Origin of the sequence: Pseudotabrizicola sp. (assembly GCF_030684215.1) — a bacterium.
In the GTDB taxonomy this organism is placed as follows: domain Bacteria; phylum Pseudomonadota; class Alphaproteobacteria; order Rhodobacterales; family Rhodobacteraceae; genus Pseudotabrizicola.
In genome coordinates this window covers 37,411-49,485 of the sequence record NZ_JAUXOV010000041.1, presented here as the reverse complement: position 1 = coordinate 49,485, position 12,075 = coordinate 37,411, and the positions used below count along the sequence as shown (strand labels likewise).

At 63.5% G+C, this 12,075-nt stretch carries 12 protein-coding genes; 1 reads left to right on the top strand and 11 read right to left on the bottom strand.

Going from position 1 to position 12,075, the window contains the following annotated elements; all coding sequences use genetic code 11:
- Positions 1 to 13 precede the first annotated feature (13 nt).
- The 9 genes from Q8K08_RS08635 to pyrC form a co-directional block, all read right to left on the bottom strand.
- Positions 14 to 610 (bottom strand): CvpA family protein, encoded by a 597-nt coding sequence (locus Q8K08_RS08635; protein ID WP_304797602.1) that lies wholly within the window; start codon positions 608 to 610, stop codon positions 14 to 16.
- 21 nt (positions 611 to 631) lie between these two features.
- Positions 632 to 1,990 (bottom strand): DNA repair protein RadA, encoded by a 1,359-nt coding sequence (gene radA, locus Q8K08_RS08630; protein WP_305249788.1) that lies wholly within the window; start codon positions 1,988 to 1,990, stop codon positions 632 to 634.
- Positions 1,991 to 2,101: 111 nt separating this feature from the next.
- The gene (locus Q8K08_RS08625) at positions 2,102 to 2,512 is read right to left on the bottom strand and encodes a hypothetical protein (protein WP_304800897.1); all 411 of its coding nucleotides are present in this window, start codon (positions 2,510 to 2,512) and stop codon (positions 2,102 to 2,104) included.
- A gap of 9 nt (positions 2,513 to 2,521) precedes the next feature.
- Positions 2,522 to 3,268, bottom strand: a complete 747-nt coding sequence (locus tag Q8K08_RS08620) for an ABC transporter ATP-binding protein (RefSeq protein WP_305249787.1) — start codon at positions 3,266 to 3,268, stop codon at positions 2,522 to 2,524.
- On the bottom strand, positions 3,265 to 4,047 hold the full coding sequence (locus tag Q8K08_RS08615) for an ABC transporter permease (RefSeq protein WP_304800890.1): 783 nt from the start codon (positions 4,045 to 4,047) through the stop codon (positions 3,265 to 3,267). The genes Q8K08_RS08620 and Q8K08_RS08615 overlap by 4 nt, the downstream gene beginning before the upstream one ends.
- On the bottom strand, positions 4,044 to 5,093 hold the full coding sequence (alr, locus tag Q8K08_RS08610) for an alanine racemase (protein ID WP_305249786.1): 1,050 nt from the start codon (positions 5,091 to 5,093) through the stop codon (positions 4,044 to 4,046). The genes Q8K08_RS08615 and alr overlap by 4 nt, the downstream gene beginning before the upstream one ends.
- A 194-nt stretch (positions 5,094 to 5,287) precedes the next feature.
- Entirely contained in the window at positions 5,288 to 6,787 is a 1,500-nt protein-coding gene (locus Q8K08_RS08605; protein WP_305249785.1) for a replicative DNA helicase, read from the bottom strand.
- A 270-nt stretch (positions 6,788 to 7,057) separates the two neighbouring features.
- Positions 7,058 to 7,735: an orotate phosphoribosyltransferase gene (locus Q8K08_RS08600; RefSeq protein WP_305249784.1), complete on the bottom strand. Its 678-nt coding sequence runs from the start codon at positions 7,733 to 7,735 to the stop codon at positions 7,058 to 7,060.
- A 111-nt stretch (positions 7,736 to 7,846) separates the two neighbouring features.
- Complete coding sequence (gene pyrC, locus Q8K08_RS08595) at positions 7,847 to 8,890, bottom strand: dihydroorotase (protein ID WP_305249783.1); 1,044 nt, start codon at positions 8,888 to 8,890, stop codon at positions 7,847 to 7,849.
- Between the two features lie 165 nt (positions 8,891 to 9,055).
- Between pyrC and Q8K08_RS08590 the strand changes: the two genes are divergently transcribed.
- Entirely contained in the window at positions 9,056 to 9,532 is a 477-nt protein-coding gene (locus Q8K08_RS08590) for a TspO/MBR family protein (protein ID WP_304798155.1), read from the top strand.
- A 69-nt stretch (positions 9,533 to 9,601) separates the two neighbouring features.
- Here Q8K08_RS08590 and crtC read toward each other — a convergent pair whose 3' ends face one another.
- On the bottom strand, positions 9,602 to 10,483 hold the full coding sequence (gene crtC / locus Q8K08_RS08585; protein ID WP_304798161.1) for a carotenoid 1,2-hydratase: 882 nt from the start codon (positions 10,481 to 10,483) through the stop codon (positions 9,602 to 9,604).
- Positions 10,441 to 12,015 (bottom strand): 1-hydroxycarotenoid 3,4-desaturase CrtD, encoded by a 1,575-nt coding sequence (crtD, locus tag Q8K08_RS08580; protein WP_305249782.1) that lies wholly within the window; start codon positions 12,013 to 12,015, stop codon positions 10,441 to 10,443. The genes crtC and crtD overlap by 43 nt, the downstream gene beginning before the upstream one ends.
- Between the last annotated feature and the right edge of the window lie 60 nt (positions 12,016 to 12,075).

The window sequence follows — 12,075 nt, the reverse complement described above, 5'->3', positions numbered from 1 at the left end:
GCAATGCGGCAAGTCAGTTGCCAGCCGGGGCAGGTTGCGCGGCGGGAACGGTCGCAGGGGCTGCACAGGCGGCGGTCAGGTCGTTATAGCGCGAGACGATCCAGCCCGGCGCATCGGCAGGGATGCTCTCGTCGATATTCGCCTGAAAGCTGGCGAAAACCTTGGCCGAGCGCGAGTTGTCCACCATGGGGATGGTGTTGGCCGCCACAGCGCGGTCGTAGACGATGAAGGCCACCGCCACCAGAATCACCCCGCGCGCGACGCCGAACAGAAAACCAAGCGCCTGATCTATGCCGCCAATGGCCGAGCGTTGCACAAAGCTGGAAAACAAAGGTGTGAACAGCGCGGCAATGACAAGACCCACGGCGAAGACGGCGGCGAAGGCGCCGATGATCGACAATTCGCAACTGTCGCCCAAGAAATCGCCGACCACCGGCAGTTCCTTGATCAGGGGTTGGGCTGCGGGCGCGAAGATGAAGGCCAGAACAGCGGCCCCGATCCAGCCTGCAATGGCCATCGCCTCACGCACAAGGCCGCGCGAATAGGCAAGGATCGCCGACAGGACAATCACGCCCGCCACGATCCCGTCAACCAAGGTAAAGCCTTCCATCGTCCGCTCCTTTGTGTCGCGTCAGCCTGCGCCGAACATCTCGCCAACAAAGGCGGTCAGATCGGGCATGTCGCGCAAACGCATATCTGTTCCACCCGCGGTTTTCGACCCCGTGGGCAAGGTTGCCTGCTGAAAACCAAGTTTCGACGCTTCTTTCAACCTGTTTTCCGTTTGCCCCACCGGGCGCAGCGCACCCGAGAGCGAGATTTCCCCGAAAAGCACCATGTCTGGCGGAATTGCCACATCCTCTCGCGCGGAAAGAAGTGCTGCAGCGACGGCCAGATCGGCGGCAGGTTCATTGACGCGCAAGCCCCCTGCGACGTTCAGAAAGACATCCAGTCCGGCAAAGGGGATTCCGCAACGCGCCTCCAGCACGGCAAGAATCGTCGACAACCGGCCTGAGTCGAGGCCGACAACTGTGCGCCGGGGCGTGCCAAGGGTGGAGGGCGCGACCAGCGCCTGAATCTCGGTCAGCACGGGCCGCGTGCCTTCGATTCCGGCAAAGACCGCCGATCCGGGGGCAGGGCGGTCGCGGTCGGACAAAAACAGCGCCGAGGGGTTGGTGACCTGCGCCAGCCCGTTGCCGGTCATCTCGAACACGCCGATTTCATCCGCCGGGCCAAAGCGGTTTTTCACCGCGCGCAGGATGCGGAACTGGTGGCCACGCTCGCCCTCAAAGTAAAGCACCGTATCGACCATGTGTTCCACCACGCGCGGGCCTGCGATCTGGCCCTCTTTGGTCACATGGCCGACCAGAACGACAGCCACGCCGCGCTTTTTGGCAAAGGTTACCAATTCATGCGCAGCGGCGCGGACCTGAGACACCGAACCGGGAGCGGCTTCGACCGTATCCAGCCACATGGTCTGAATCGAATCGATGATCGCAAGCGCGGGGCGTTCGGCGTCCAGTGTGGTCAGGATGTCGCGCAGGTTGGTTTCAGCCCCAAGCCCGACCGGGGCATCCTGCAGCCCCAGACGCTGGGCGCGCATCCGCACTTGGGCAGCGGCTTCTTCGCCGGAAATGTACAGGACTTTCAGCCCCGTGCGGGCAAAACTTGCCGCGGCTTGCAACAGCAAGGTAGACTTGCCGATGCCGGGATCTCCGCCCACAAGAATGGCCGAGGCGGGCACCAGACCGCCGCCAAGCACGCGGTCCAGCTCGTCTATGCCCGATGAGGCGCGCGGCGGCGGATCTTCTTCGGTGGCCAGATCGGTCAGCACAATGGTGCGGCCCTTGGCCCCCAGCGATTTGGGGCCAGCCGACAACGGGGCTTCCTCTACGATGGTGTTCCATGCACCGCAGGCGTCGCAGCGGCCCTGCCATTTCTTGGAACTGGCACCGCAGGCTGTGCAGGAAAAGCTGGTGGAGGATTTGCTCATGGCCCTGCCTAGCGCGGAACCGGGCCGCTCTTCAAGCCTTGCGACTTTCATCGCTGGCGGCAGGCAAGCGAAGTGGCCCGAAAAGGCTGAGGAGCATGGCCGGACCGGCGGTCAGAGCAGCTGGTCCCATCCCATCATGTCGCGGAACAAGGCCACGCCGGTTGTCACGATCAGCGCAATCATGAACGCCACCACGATACTGTTGGCGGCCAGAAGGAAAGGTTCGTGCCATTTGACCTGACGGCCCCAGGCCGAGATCAGCCAGAACCAGCCGATGATTGATACCACCCGACCCGGCAGCACCAGTTCGGGGGCAAGGGGCTGGGGCCAGAGCATCCAGACCATATAGACGGCCACCCAAAAGATCAGCAAAAGCCCGCGACGGTCGCCGATGCGCCATGTGGCATAGCCCGACAAGGCAATCGCAAACGGTGTGGCAATCAGCAGGCTTTGCACCAGATTTCGCCAGATCGACGGTTGCTCAAAGACAAAGCTCAGATCGGCTTGAAAGACCGGGCCCAACTTGCGCGCCTATCGGATAGCGTTGATCGGGCCGTTGGCCCGGCCATGGATGAACTGCTGCACATAGGGGTCTGCGCAACTGTCCATCTGTGATACCGGGCCGGTCCATTTGATCGTGCCTTCGTGCAGCATGGCCACATCATCGGCAATGGCGCGGACCGAGCTCATGTCATGGGTGATGGTCATGGCCGTTGCCCCCATTTCAACCACGATTTCGCGGATCAGATCATTGATCACCCCGGCCATGATCGGGTCAAGCCCGGTGGTGGGTTCGTCAAAGAAAATGATCTCTGGCTCGGCGGCAATGGCGCGGGCAAGGCCCACGCGCTTTTGCATGCCGCCTGACAACTCGCCGGGGTAAAGATCAGCCACTTGGCTGCCAAGGCCAACGCGGCGCAACTTTTCAACGGCAATTTCGCGCGCCTCGGCCTTTGGTCGCTTGGTGGTCCCGCGCATCAGACGAAAGGCGACGTTCTCCCAGACCCGCAGACTGTCAAACAGCGCGCCACCCTGAAACAACATGCCAAAGCGGGCAAGGAAGGCATCACGCTCGGCGCGGCGCACGTCCTGGCCGTCCAGCGCGATGGTGCCCGCATCGTGTTCGACCAGCCCAAGAATGCATTTCAAGAGCACCGATTTCCCGGTGCCCGATCCGCCGATGATGACCATGCTTTTGCCCGAGGCGATCGTCAGATCAACGCCGCGCAATACGTTGTTTGTGCCAAAGGATTTGGTGACGGAGGCGAGGGTGATCATGAGGTAAAAAACAGCTCTGTCAGCATGTAATTGGCGGCGAGGATCAGCACGCTTGCCGCCACAACGGCGGATTTTGTCGCTTTGCCCACACCTTGCGCGCCGCGGCCCGAGTTCATGCCGTGATAGCAGCCCATCAGCGCCACGATAAAGCCAAAGGCAGCGCCTTTCACAAGGCCGGAGCCGACATCCCAGACCTCCAGAAAGTCGACGGTGTTTTTGAGATATGTGACCGAGTTGAAGTCGAGCCGCGTCACACCGACAAGCCAGCCGCCCATGATGCCAATGGCATCGCCGACACCGACCAGAACCGGAACGGTCAGGGTGGCGGCAAGCACGCGCGGCACCACAAGATATTTCATCGGGTTGGTCGACAGCGTGGTCAGCGCATCAATCTGTTCGGTGACCTTCATCGTGCCAAGCTCGGCCGCAATGGAACTGGCGACCCGCGCGGCCACCATCAGGCCGCCCAGCACGGGGCCAAGTTCGCGCACCATGCCGATGGCGACGATGGAGGGCACCACGGCCTCGGCGTTGAAGCGCGCACCCCCGGAATAGATCTGCAACGCAAGCGCTCCGCCGGTGAACAGCGCTGTCAGGCCGACGACAGGCAGGCTGAACCAGCCGATTTGCAGGATCTGGGTGCCTAATTCCCGCCAGTAAAACGGCGGACGCAGCAAATGACCAAGGGTGGCCGCGGCAAACAGCACCACGCGCCCGATGGCTGCAAGCGCTGCCAGAGTAGGCCGGCCGACAGCCCGCAACCCAAGGGCAGGACTCACGTTCCGCCCTCTTGATACCGGCGGGTGTAGCGCTGGCTGAGCGACGTCAGGATTTCATAGCCGATGGTGCCGGCGATATCGGCCAAATCGTCCACGGTCTGATGCGGGCCAAGAATATCGAGGCTGCGCGGGACATAGGACAGGTGGCTGATATCAACGGTGATAAGGTCCATAGAGACCCGACCCACCAGCGGGCAGGGCGTATCGCCATCCCACAACACGGCATTGTTCGACAGACTGCGCAGCAGCCCGTCGGCATAGCCGCCCGACAGGGTTGCGATCATCGTCGGGGCCTCGGCGGTCCAGCTGCACCCATAGCCCACCGCCTCGCCGGGTTGGACGATCCGGGTCTGGATCACCGGCAAGGACAGGCCAACCACGCGAGTGGCGCCCTCATAGGGGCGGCCGCCATAAAGGCCGATGCCGGGACGGGTCAGATCGAAGTGGTATTTGGGGCCAAGCAGGATGCCTCCGGTGGCCGCAAGCGAGCGCGGCACCCCGGTGCCATCGGTCATCGCATGAAAGGTAGCCAGTTGCAGATCGTTCAACGCATGGTCCGGCTCATCCGCGCAGGCCAGATGCGACATGATCAGCTCTGGCCCGGCCTCGAGCACAAATGGGGCGACCGCCTCCCACTCCGCTTCCTCCATGCCAAGACGGTTCATCCCGGTATCAAGCTGCACGCCAAAGGGCAGACCGGGCAAAGCTTCCAGATGGCGGGTGACCTGATCCAGAGCGTTGAGCATCGGGGTCAGGTCAAGATCATGCACCATTTCGGTGTCGCCGGCCATATGGCCGGACAGGATGCAGATTTGTGGCCCCGGACCAATCGCCTGACGCAGGGCTGCGCCTTCTTCGGCCAGAGCGACAAAGAACCGCCGTGCGCCGGCCTGTGCCAGCGCGCGGGCAACGCGGGTGATGCCAAGGCCATAACCGTCGGCCTTGACCACAGCCGCGGTTTGCACGCCCGAAGCCGAGGCACGGTCCAGCGCGCGCCAATTGGCGGCAATGGCATCAAGATCAATGGAGAGGGTCGCTGTTGTCATGGGGGTTTGTTGTCGGATCAGGGGTTACGGTCAAGGGGAAAACGGGATTTCGGCGGAAAGCGGGCGGGTGCGGCGGGCATCGAGCCCCCCGCACCCGCTGCTGCCGCGCGCAAGGATTGCCGCGGCGGGTGTGGCTGCGGGGGCGGAAGCCTCCGGCGGGAGTATTTGGCAAGCAGCAATCGGGGGGTGGGCAGTCAGTAATCTTGTCCGTCGCCTTGCCAGGGTTTGGCGAGGTTTCCAAAGCGGGTGAAGCGGCCCTCGAAGCTGAGATCAACGCTGCCGATCGGGCCGTGGCGTTGTTTGCCGATGATCACCTCGGCCTTGCCATGGACCTGTTCCATGATCTGTTGCCAGGCAGCCATCTTTTCCAGCTCGTGATCGCCGGGCTTTTCGCGTTCTTTGTAATATTCGTCGCGGTAGACGAACATCACCACATCTGCATCCTGTTCGATCGAGCCGGATTCGCGCAGGTCGGACAGTTGCGGGCGTTTGTCTTCGCGCGATTCGACTTGCCGCGACAACTGCGACAGCGCGATGACGGGGATATTGAGTTCCTTGGCGATGGCCTTAAGGCCTTGGGTGATTTCCGAGACTTCCTGCACCCGGTTGCCTTCGGAGCTTTTGGCCGAGCCTTTGAGAAGTTGCAGGTAGTCGATCATCAGCACATCAAGGCCGTGTGTCCGTTTCAGGCGGCGGGCGCGGGCGGCGACCTGGCTGATCGGCAGGGCCGGGGTGTCATCGATGTAGAGCGGGCAGGATTCCAACTGCTTGGCGGCCTCGACGAAGCGGCGGAATTCGGTTTCGGTCATGTCACCGCGGCGGATCTGTTCAGACGGGACTTCTGATGCCTCGGACAGGATACGCGCGGCCAGCTGTTCGGCGCTCATCTCGAGGGAAAAGAAGCCGACAACGCCGCCCTCGACCGCGCCCTCGTGGCCGTCGGGTTTGCGGCCGCGTTTATAAGCCTTGGCAATGTTGAAGGCGATGTTGGTGGCCAGCGAGGTTTTGCCCATCGACGGGCGACCCGCCAGGATCAACAGGTCGGATTCGTGCAGGCCCCCGAGTTTCTTGTCGAGATCGGTGAGGCCGGTTGAGATGCCCGCAAGGCCGCCGCCGCGCTGGTAGGCTGCGTTGGCGACGTTCACCGCATCGGTGACGGCTTTGAGGAAGGACTGAAAGCCGCGCTCGGCCACGCCCTGTTCGCCCAGTTTGTACAGCCGCTGTTCGGCGTCGGTGATCTGTTCGCGCGGCTCCGAGGCCATGTCGACCTTGGCCGCGCGGGCGGAGATGTCTTTGCCAAGCGAGATAAGCTCGCGACGTACGGCGAGGTCATAGATCATCTGGGCGTAATCGCGCGCCGCATAGGCGCTGATCGCGGCCCCTGCCAGACGCACAAGGTATGCGGGGCCGCCGAGTTCCTTGAGACCGTCGTCATCCTCGAAGAACGGCTTCAGCGTGACCGGGCTGGCGAGAGCGTTTTTCTGGATGCGGGCTGCGGATTTTTCATAGATGCGCTGGTGGACCGGATCATAGAAATGCTCGGATTTCACCGTGCTGGCGATGCGGTCATAGACATCATTGTTGGTCAGGATGGCGCCCAGAAGCTGCTGCTCGGCCTCGATGTTGTGGGGAAGGCTATCTGTCTCGGCGGGGGGCGTGGGAAGGTCGGCCCGAATCTTTGCGACGTCGTTCATGTGCTGCCTGTTTCTCCCCGTGTTGATCCGGGGCTACTCTGTTTTGTGCTGTCGTGGCAATCGGGGCAAAACCCTGTGGATAACCCGGTGTAAAGATTCTGCCGCGGCTAAAGGTGCCGCTTGTCGCGGGTTGGCCCACAAGATGTTGCGATCAAAGCGTGACATTAGCACGGCTTTGCGATTCGAACGACCCGTTGTCCACACGTCTTGCACAGACTTGCCCACCGCCTTTTTGAGGCGGTGGCAGGTTTTCGCCGACGTGCCGCTGCGTTACTTTTGCCGGGCGTCCTGCCAGGCACGCGGGGCGTTCAGAAATGCCTCGACTTCGGTGAGCGTGGCCTCGTCAAAGGCACTTTGCGCCCTTGCCTCGGCCAACACATCCCACCAGGTGCAAAGATGGTGCAAGGCGACGCCATGTTCGGCCAGACGCTCTGTGGTGCCCTCGAAGATGCCGTAGTAAAAGATTACCGCCGTATGGGCGCAGGTGGCCCCGGTTTCGCGGATGGCATCGACGAACGACAGCTTGCTGCCGCCATCGGTGGTCAGATCCTCGACCAGCAAGACGCGCTGGCCGGGCACCATTGCGCCCTCAATCCGGGCGTTGCGGCCATAGCCCTTTGGCTTTTTGCGCACATAGGTCATCGGCAGGGCCAGACGCTCGGCCACCAGCGCGGCAAAGGGGATGCCTGCCGTCTCGCCGCCTGCGATGTTGTCGAACGCCTCGAACCCTGCGTCGCGCATCACCGTCACCGCCATGAAATCCATCAGCATCGAGCGGATGCGCGGATAAGAGATCAGCTTGCGGCAGTCGATATAGGTCGGGCTTGGCAGGCCAGAGGCCAGCGTGAAGGGAGTCTCGGCGTTGAAATGCACGGCCTTTATTTCCAGCAAGGCGCGGGCAGTCAGGCGGGCGATCTCGTCGCGGGGGGGGAAACTGGTGGGGATCATCGGATCATCCTTGTTGCGCGCTGCATTTCATCTTGGCTCAAATACTCCCGCCGAAGGCATCCGCCCTGTCCGCAGGAGCCTCTGGCGGGAGTATTTGTCGCCACGATGAGATCAGGCTTCCACAGACCAATGGACCGGGTAGCCGGGGTTGAAGACGGTGACGGGGCCGGCCTCGGTAAAGATTTTCTCGGGCCAGTGTTGCGGGCTGTCATGTTTGACAAGTCTGATGCAGGCCTCGTTCGCCGGAAGGCCATAGAAGGCCGGGCCGTTGAGGCTGGCAAAATCCTCCAGCCGGTCAAGCGCACCGTCTTCTTCAAACACATGGGCGAGCAGAGCCATGGTGTTGGTGGCCGTGAAGCATCCGGCGCAGCCGCAGGCATGTTCTTTGAGCGCATCGACATGCGGGGCGGAATCGGTGCCAAGAAAGTACCGGCCCGCGCCCGATGTGGCGGCGGCGCGGAGCGCGAGGCGGTGTTTCTCGCGCTTGGCCACCGGCAGGCAATAGTAATGGGGCTTGATGCCCCCCACCAGCATGTGGTTGCGGTTGATGATCAGGTGATGCGTGGTGATCGTGGCGCCGAGGTTCGGGCCGCCGTCACGGGCGTAGTCGGCGCCGTCTTGTGTCGTGATATGTTCCATCACCACCCGCAAGGAGGGCAGGCGGCGGCGCAATGGGTCCAGAACCGTGTCAATGAAGACGGCTTCGCGGTCAAAGATATCGACCTGCGGGTCTGTGACTTCGCCATGCACGCACAGCGGCAGGCCGATCTGTGCCATTTTCTCCAGCACGGGCATGACTTTATCCACGTCATGCACTCCGCCGTGGGAATTCGTCGTGGCCCCTGCAGGGTAGAGTTTGACCGCCTTGACCAGGCCCGAGGCATGGGCCGCGGCGACATCTTCCGCATCGGTCGACTCGGTCAGATACAGCGTCATCAGCGGTTGAAAGCTGGCGCCTTCGGGCAAGGCCGCAAGGATACGGTCGCGGTATTGCGCCGCCTGCGCACCGGTCACCACCGGCGGCACCAGGTTTGGCATGATGATTGCGCGCGCAAAATGGCGGGCGGTTTCGGGCAGCACCCCTTGCAGCATTGCACCGTCGCGCAGGTGCAGGTGCCAGTCATCGGGGCGGCGGAGCGTGATCTCTTGGGTCATGTCGCCCGGTTACCGTAAAGACAGTCTGGTTTCCAGAGGGCAGTTGCGGGGTTTTTGGGGTCAGGGCCCGGTATTGCAGCGCCGGCGCGGGCCTGGTGCGACGCATGCATTGGCTTGCGCTTTGGGGCGAGCGGGTTAGATAACAGGTAACAAAAGGGGCCGATCATGGATTTTCCGCTATTTTTCACCTATCTGGCGGCCTGCGGGGCAGCGGCGGCGACGGGGGCGATGTTTCAGCCCGGCGCGTGGTATCAGGGGCTGAGCAAACCGTGGTGGACGCCGAAGGACTGGATGTTCCCGGTGGCCTGGACGATCTTGTATATCAGTATGAGTGTGGCTGCGATGCGGGTGGCGATGCTGGCCGGGGCGGATGACCGGACAGGGCAGGCGCTTGCCTTTTGGGCAGTGCAGATCGCACTGAACACATTGTGGACGCCGGTGTTCTTTGGCTTGCGGCGGATTCGGGCGGGGCTGGTGGTGCTGAGCCTGCTTTGGGTTGCGGTTGCGGCGACGCTGGCGGCGTTCTGGCAGATTGATTCGGCCGCGGGCTATCTGATTGCGCCCTACCTGTTGTGGGTGACCATCGCAGGGGCGCTGAACGCTTCGGTGTATCTGCGCAATCCGGGCGCCAGCGCGGGGTGAAGCGGCGGATGCGCTCCGCGCGGGAGTATTTTCAAAGCAGCAATGGCAGGCCTGCGCCTGTGCCAAGTGTCAGTCTAGAAAGGTCCAGCCTTTGCGGCGCGGGACACGCACCGCAAGCATGGGTTTCAGGAGCGGTTGGCGAAAGCGGATCAGGTCAAGCGCTTCGTGAACGCCGGTTGTGGACTCTCCGTTCAGGCGGGTCTCGACAAGGCTGCGCGAGTAGAACGGCGCGTCGAGCATGTTCAGGCGTTGGCGCGGTATTGTGCCCGCATCGGCGCGGGTTTCGCGCTTTACCTGCCACATGCTGCGGGCAAAGCGGGTGCGGGGCGGGGCTGTGACTTCGCGCACCTGACCGGTGCCGTCGATTTCCACCGCAAGGTCCAATCTGGTGCCATCGCGGCGGGTGGCGTCATAGATGCACAAAGCGCGGTCTTTCATGGGAAAGCGTCCCCATGTCCAGAAATCGAAATCATCCTCCAGCGCGCGGGTGCCGAAATTGGCGTCGAAATAGCCGTGCCCCTGCCATTGATGGCCTTGGGTCAGGTTGACCGAGATATGCGCCGTGGGGGCAAAGGGGCGCCAGATGTGGCTTGCGTCGGCGGTCAGCAGCACCTCGGCCCCCGTTACCGCTTGCGGGGTCAGGATGATCTGGCCGCGCACTGGCGTCACCATCGGTGGCGCGCCCCATTCATTGATGTCGATGATCAACTGGCTGCCGGTCCAGTGCATTTTACTGGGGCCGACCTCGAACGTAGCGGCATCGCGGCGCAAGGCGGGGCGGCCGCGGTCGGTCATGGTGAAGCGGCTGCCGGGACCATAGGTCGCGACATTGATGCAGCAGTGGTTTTCCGGGTCGCGCCGGCCCGACCAGCGATACCACGGCGAGAACACCGAGCCGATGAAGCCGATTACCGAAACCGCGCGCGTGCCGTCTTCGCTGACCCCGTCGATATACCACCATGCGTAGCCGTCGGGGCCGACGTTGACGCGGAAATCCGGTCCTGCCTGATCGCCTCGGCCGCGTGCCGCGCGGAGAGGGCCGCCATCGGCACGCCCGCCCCCGGATGCGCCCCCCCGCCCGCCAGCACCAGTCCCGGAAGCCGCGTCCGGGCCGTCGGACGCTGGAACGCGGCCATCAGCCCCTCGGGCGAGCGGCCATAGATCGCCCCCTCCGATGCGGGGTAGAGCCGCGCCAGATCGGTCGGAGTTGTCAGGGTGTGCGCCTGCGGATTGGGCGAGAAGGTCAGCCCGAAGGCTTTGAGTCGGGGGAAGGTGCGCTGGTAGCATTGGTGTTCCTCGTCTGACGGGGGCAGGGCGCCTGCGGGGGCGTTCAGGATAATCTCGAACCGTTCCAGCCCTTGGGGGGGGAGGGGTGTGCGGTCCTGCGCGCACAGGTACAGCGTGGGTTTTTCGGGCATCTGGCCGCGCCCGATCGGGCCGAATTCGGCCTTTGGGTCATCGGTGAAAAACACGTTGTGATGGGTCAGATCCGCGCCATGGGGGGTTGCAGCAAAGGCCCAGACAAAGGCGGACAGGCTGCGGGGCCTGGTGGTGGTGACGGCGATGGCGCTGCGGGCGGCGTCGCCCAGCAGCCCGGCTGTCAGTGCAGCGGGGTCGCCGTTAAAGACGCAGTGACGGCAGGGCAGGGTGCGCCCGCCTTCGATCTGAACGCCTGTCACGCGGCCGCCTTGGGTGACGATCCGGCGCGCTTGTGTGGCGTAGTGAAATCTGACGCCCATGCTTTCGGCAAGGCGGGCGAGGGCAGCCGCAAGGCTGTGCATGCCGCCTGCCACCGCCCAGACGCCCGCCGCCTCGGCCCGCCAGATCAGGGCAAGAACACCCGGTGCATGACGGGGGCGGCCGCCGACGTAAGTTGCATAGCGGGCAAACAGTTGCACAAGCCGCGGATCGCGGAAGTGCAGCTTCAGCAGACGCTCCAGCGACATGCCGGGCAGCAGGGCTGGCCAAAGCCGGGGATGGCGAACTGCTGTGCGGGCAATGGCAGCCAGATCGGGTTTGGCCGCGCGCATCACGGGCGCATCAAACGCGGCCAGCAACCCCTGCGCCTGTGCATCAAAGTGGGCAAAGGCGGCGGCCTCACGCGGGCCGGCAAAGCTGTTGATCGCCTCGATGTTCGCGGCATGGTCCGCGAACAGGTCCAGCGTGGGGCTGTCTTTCCACCAGTGCCGGGCGAGGATGGGTTGCGCGATCAGGGTGACGTGGTCGTCAAGGCGCTGACCGGCAAGCGCGAACAGCGCGTCAAATTCGGCGCGCATGGTCAGCACGGTGGGGCCGGCATCGACCGGACCCGCAGCAGAGGGCAGGGCGCGGGCCTTGCCGCCGGGCACATCACAAGTGTCGACGACCGTGACCGCCAGCCCCATCGCCGCCAGCCGGATGGCTGACGCAAGGCCTCCCATCCCCGCACCGATGACGATGGCGGCTTCGGGGGCTGTTTCAGGCGCTGTGTCGCGGTGATCCATTGGCCCATTTTGGCCGGGTGGCGGCGGTTGTCCATAGTAAATGACATCGAAGTGTAAGTT

Coding starts and splice junctions, on each gene's coding strand:
- alr (WP_305249786.1), bottom strand. CDS start 5,093: ATGACAACAGCGACCCTCTCCATTGATCTTGATGCCATTGCCGCCAAT.
- crtD (WP_305249782.1), bottom strand. CDS start 12,015: ATGGATCACCGCGACACAGCGCCTGAAACAGCCCCCGAAGCCGCCATC.
- Q8K08_RS08605 (WP_305249785.1), bottom strand. CDS start 6,787: ATGAACGACGTCGCAAAGATTCGGGCCGACCTTCCCACGCCCCCCGCC.
- radA (WP_305249788.1), bottom strand. CDS start 1,990: ATGAGCAAATCCTCCACCAGCTTTTCCTGCACAGCCTGCGGTGCCAGT.
- pyrC (WP_305249783.1), bottom strand. CDS start 8,890: ATGACCCAAGAGATCACGCTCCGCCGCCCCGATGACTGGCACCTGCAC.
- Q8K08_RS08600 (WP_305249784.1), bottom strand. CDS start 7,735: ATGATCCCCACCAGTTTCCCCCCCCGCGACGAGATCGCCCGCCTGACT.
- Q8K08_RS08590 (WP_304798155.1), top strand. CDS start 9,056: ATGGATTTTCCGCTATTTTTCACCTATCTGGCGGCCTGCGGGGCAGCG.
- Q8K08_RS08620 (WP_305249787.1), bottom strand. CDS start 3,268: ATGATCACCCTCGCCTCCGTCACCAAATCCTTTGGCACAAACAACGTA.
- Q8K08_RS08635 (WP_304797602.1), bottom strand. CDS start 610: ATGGAAGGCTTTACCTTGGTTGACGGGATCGTGGCGGGCGTGATTGTC.